Source organism: Synechococcus sp. R6-7, assembly GCF_047461695.1.
Lineage (GTDB): Bacteria > Cyanobacteriota > Cyanobacteriia > Thermostichales > Thermostichaceae > Thermostichus.
The window spans coordinates 1-4,353 of record NZ_JANSHS010000336.1; the positions used below are offsets into that span (position 1 = coordinate 1).

Here is a 4,353-nt window from a genome sequence, read left to right on the forward strand (position 1 = left end):
GAAGCAGTCAGGGTCGGGTAGTTTACGTCTCGAATCAAAGTAGTGCGCAGAGGTGCTGGGATCAAAATCGCGTGTGAGCAAATCTGCCAAAGCTGCCTGCTGCTCTGGCGTAAGCCGCCGCAGATAAAAATCCAACTGCCGGCTCACCGTGCCATTGTGAGCAAACTGGGCCAGATCCTCCACGGGCAAGGAGAACTCAATCAAACAAAGGCGGCAGAAACACCCCCAAGCGCTCTGCACCCCCCATCTGGCCCAGACCGAAGAAAACTGTCCCCAATCCCAGAGCCAAGGCCAACAGTCTCCGTGGCCAGTTCATGCCTAGAGTACTCCCTTCGAACTGGGGATCCCTTCTTGTCGGCGGGGATCCCGTTCTACAGCCATGCGCAGGGCACGGGCAAACGCCTTAAAACTGGCCTCGACAATGTGGTGGGCGTTGAGACCGGCAGCCTGGCGAATGTGCAAGGTAAGCTGGGCGTGGTTGACCACCGCCTGATAAAACTCCCGCACCAACTGGGTTTCGTAGCGGCCAATGCGCTCCGTGGGCAGCTCCAGGCCATAGCTGAGGTGAGGGCGACCCGAAAAATCCAGCACCACCTGCACCAGGGCTTCATCCAAAGGCGCCCAAAAATGGCCGAAGCGATGAATGCCCCGCCGATCCTGCAAAGCCTGCGCCAGAGCCTGTCCCAGCGTGATGCCCACATCTTCGTTGGTGTGGTGATCGTCGATGTGCAGATCCCCTATGGCCTTGATCTGCAAATCGATCAACCCGTGGGTGCTGAGCTGGGCCAGCATGTGATCCAAAAAGGGGATCCCAGTATCGATCTCATGGCGCCCGCTGCCATCCAGGTTCAGATGAATTTGGACATCCGTTTCTCCAGTGCGACGGTGAACAGAGGCCGTTCTGGGCTGGAGCAGGCGCGAGGAGTCGAGGGCAGTCATGGGAAAAGTATCGAAGCAGGCGGGAAGTCCCAGCTCTAGGATCGCACAAGCCCGCCGCCATCGACACCTTCACCCATGCAGCAGGTGAGAATCCCTTCTCTGCCGGGGATCCTGATCCCAGCCCCCTGGACACGGGGATAGGTGTGACAGGGATCCCCTACAGGCAAGCCGGTGGGGCCGATCCTCTGCGCCCTCACCCCTTGGGAGAGGGGAGCTAGCAGGTTCAGCGGGATTTGAAATAGCCTATAAGACAGCTTCTCCCGAAATCGCTGTAGATTGCTGAAGGAAATTGTTGAAAAGGGGGTTGCCGTTTGCAGGATTGGCAGCAAATCCAACAGGCCCTCAAGCAACACTGGGGTTACGAGACGCTGCGCCCACCGCAGGATCAGGTGATCCAGGCTCTGCTGGACAAGCGCGACGCGCTGGTGGTGTTGCCGACGGGGTTTGGCAAATCCCTGTGCTTTCAGCTAGCAGCTCTGCTGCAAAGGGGGGTGATGCTGGTGGTTTCACCCCTAATCGCCCTCATGGAAGACCAAGTTCAGGATCTTTGGAAACGCAAGCTGCCGGCGGCCTGTCTCCACAGCGAACTGGATCCGGCCCTGCGCAAGCGGGTGTTGAAGGCCCTTGAGGAAAACCGACTGCGCCTGCTCTATTTGGGGCCGGAGACTCTATTCAGCCCCCCCGTTTGGCAACGGCTGCAACAGCCTCAGGTGCACATCAACGGCCTGATCGTGGATGAGGCCCACACGTTGGTGCATTGGGGGGGATCCTTCCGGCCCGACTACCGCCGTCTGGGATTGCTGCGCCCGGCTCTGGCCCCGGTGAAGCCCTCTTTTCCCATCGCCGCTTTTACCGCCACGGCTGACCCCCAAACCTGCAGCCGCCTCAGCCAAATCCTGGGGCTGCGGGATCCGGAGCACATTCGCGCCGATCCCCTGCGGGCCAACCTCTCCCTCAATGTGGCGATAGCCTGGAGCCCGGCGGATCGCCGTCGTCGTCTGCTGCGATTCCTGGGCGAGAATCCCGGCTCGGGTCTGGTGTATGTGCGCACCCGACGGGATGGGGAAGAGCTGGCCGAGTGGCTGGGCCGACAGAACCTAAAAACCGCCACCTACCATGGGGGACTGGAAGCGGGATCCCGCCGTCGGCTGGAACGGGCCTGGCTGCAGGGGGAACTGCGCTTTCTGGTCTGCACCAACGCCTTTGGCATGGGCATCAACAAGCCGGACGTGCGTTGGGTACTGCACTTTCATCCCCCGCCCAGCTTGATGGATTATTTGCAAGAGGTGGGGCGAGGTGGTCGGGATGGTGGCCCTTGCCGGGCCCTGATGCTGGTCTCGGAGCCGACGGGCCTGCTGGATCCCAGCGATCGCCGGCGCCAAGCCTATTTCTATTCCCAGCAGGAGCGCCTTCAGGCCCGAGCACGCCACCTGCTGCAAACCTTGCCTCAGCAGGGATCCTACGCCGACCTGCCGCCTGGAGAGGCACGGGTGGCCTTGGGTCTGCTGCAGGAGATGGGCTGTTTGCGGTGGCCGGATCCCTTTCACTTTCAGGTGTTGCACCGCCGTTGGCAGCCTTTAAGACGAGAGGATCCCTGGCAAGGGATGGAAGCCCTCATCCACGCCCGCGGCTGTCGGTGGCAGGCGATCTTGCCCTATTTTGGCTACCCTGGGGAGCAGCCCGGCCTGCCCTGTGGCACCTGTGACCGTTGTCGGCTTTCTCGTTAGCCCTCAACAGCCCGCTGCGAGCCGCAACCGGCAGGAGTGGCTATCACGATCTGCGTTTCTGCAAAGGGAGCAGTTCCCCTTGCTGACGAACTTTCGGCTGTGCCTATGAGTGTTTCCGGATCTCCGCTCGAGGAACTTGACCGACCCTTGTCCCTAGCCCGGCAGGTGGCGCAACTGTTGGTGGTGCCGGTCTCGGCCCGTCTGGGATCCCAGTCTCCTCCCCGAGAGATCCTCAAACGGCTTATCCAGGAGGTGGGGATCGGGGGCATCTGGCTCACGGATGGCCACGTGGCCGAGGCCCTGCTGCTGATCGAGGAGGCCCAGTCTTGGGCGGCTCTGCCCCTTTTGGTGGCGGCAGAGGCCGGTCGTGGGCTGGCCCTACAGGGGGCTACCTCTTTTCCCCATCCCCTGGGGTTGAGCCGTCTGGGATCAGAGGCAGAACGCTGGGCGGAACAGTGGGGTCGGATTACGGCGCGGGAGGCGGCAGCCATCGGCATCAATTGGTTGCTCAACCCGGTGGCAGAGCCGCTGGGGGAGCTGGCTTTGGCGGAGGATCCCCTATCTGCTTTGCAACTGGCGCGAGCTTTTGTGCGCGGATGTGAGCAAGCCACCCCGGGCAGCACAGGCGGGATCCTAACCACAGCCAGCTCTTTTCCGGGCAAAGGCTGGAGGGATCCGGTTCAGGCCGGACTGAAGCCATCCCCAAAGACAACAGACACCCCCTGGTGCCCCCGATTAACCCTGACCCTAGCCCAGCTTCAAGAGGGACCTTGGCTGCCTTTTCGAGGTTTGGTGGAGCAGGTGGGGGCGATCTTGGTTTCTCATGTGGTGCTGCCGGAGTGGGATGAGCGCTGGCCTATCACCCTGCTGCCGGGGCGGCTGACCCAACTGCTGCGCCAGGAATGGGGGTTTGGTGGGCTTATCGTCGTGGATAGCCTCGATCAAGGCTGCTTGGCAGAGCTGGCCAATGCTAACGGGCCCAACTCATTGGCCGTGCGGGCTTTCCAGGCCGGTGCCGACCTAATTTTGGCCCCCCCCGATCCGATGGCATCCTTGGCAGCCGTTTTGGAAGCGGTGCAACAGGGATCCCTCAGCGCAGCCCAGCTTGCCCAGTCGGTGACGCGGGTTCTGCGGGCCAAACAGCGACTCCTACCCGCCGCCTCAGCTCTCCTCCAACAGGTGTGGCCGGCCTTGGCAGAAACGGATTTCAGCACCGTTGGCGGATGGATGGGGGCCAGGGATCCCACGGATCCGGCCCTCAACCGTGGCTCTCCCGCCGAGCAACTGAAGCCTTTGCTGTTGGGGGATCCCATCTCCAAGGACAAGGACTCCGTTCCGCGGACGCGAACGGCGTTGGGAAAGTTGTTCAACAGGCGCTCCCACCTGACCTCTGCTCTGCACAGAGCTGCCCAGATGGGATCCCTCTTGGCCGAGAAGGATATCGCCCCCTGTCAAGCGGCTATGGCCCGCGGTGGCGTGGAAGGAGGCCGGCCCCTCAGCCCGCCCGCAGAGCCCGGATGGTTGAACTGGATCTGGCAGGATCCCCCCTTGGGTGCTGCCGATGTGCAGTTGCAGTCTCCCGCCCTCCATGTTCCGGCTGCCCTGGGCATGCTTCCTGTGCTCAGCGATGCCCTTACCCCCCTGCCTTGGTTGGAAGCCGCTCTAGACAACGCCCCAGGGTTGATTT

Annotated in this window: 4 protein-coding genes; 2 read left to right on the plus strand and 2 right to left on the minus strand. The window is 62.2% G+C overall.

What is annotated here, in order from left to right:
* Positions 1-204: alpha/beta hydrolase (locus NW815_RS10165; protein ID WP_414415973.1), on the minus strand; the 204-nt coding region annotated here is incomplete at its 3' end.
* Between the two features lie 114 nt (positions 205-318).
* Positions 319-939, minus strand: a complete 621-nt coding sequence (gene hisB / locus NW815_RS10170; RefSeq protein ID WP_011432314.1) for an imidazoleglycerol-phosphate dehydratase HisB — start codon at positions 937-939, stop codon at positions 319-321.
* 311 nt (positions 940-1,250) lie between these two features.
* Here hisB and NW815_RS10175 point away from each other — a divergent pair, with 311 nt between their 5' ends.
* Together NW815_RS10175 and NW815_RS10180 are read left to right on the plus strand one after the other, a co-directional pair.
* A complete protein-coding gene (locus NW815_RS10175) occupies positions 1,251-2,666 on the plus strand; it encodes a RecQ family ATP-dependent DNA helicase (protein WP_414390332.1) in 1,416 nt (471 codons plus the stop codon).
* Between the two features lie 147 nt (positions 2,667-2,813).
* On the plus strand, positions 2,814-4,353 hold a 1,540-nt coding region (locus tag NW815_RS10180; RefSeq protein WP_414415974.1), incomplete at its 3' end, for a glycoside hydrolase family 3 N-terminal domain-containing protein.

Bases quoted from the DNA above. Each gene is read 5' to 3' on its own strand.
- hisB (WP_011432314.1), bottom strand. From the start codon at position 939: ATGACTGCCCTCGACTCCTCGCGCCTGCTCCAGCCCAGAACGGCCTCT.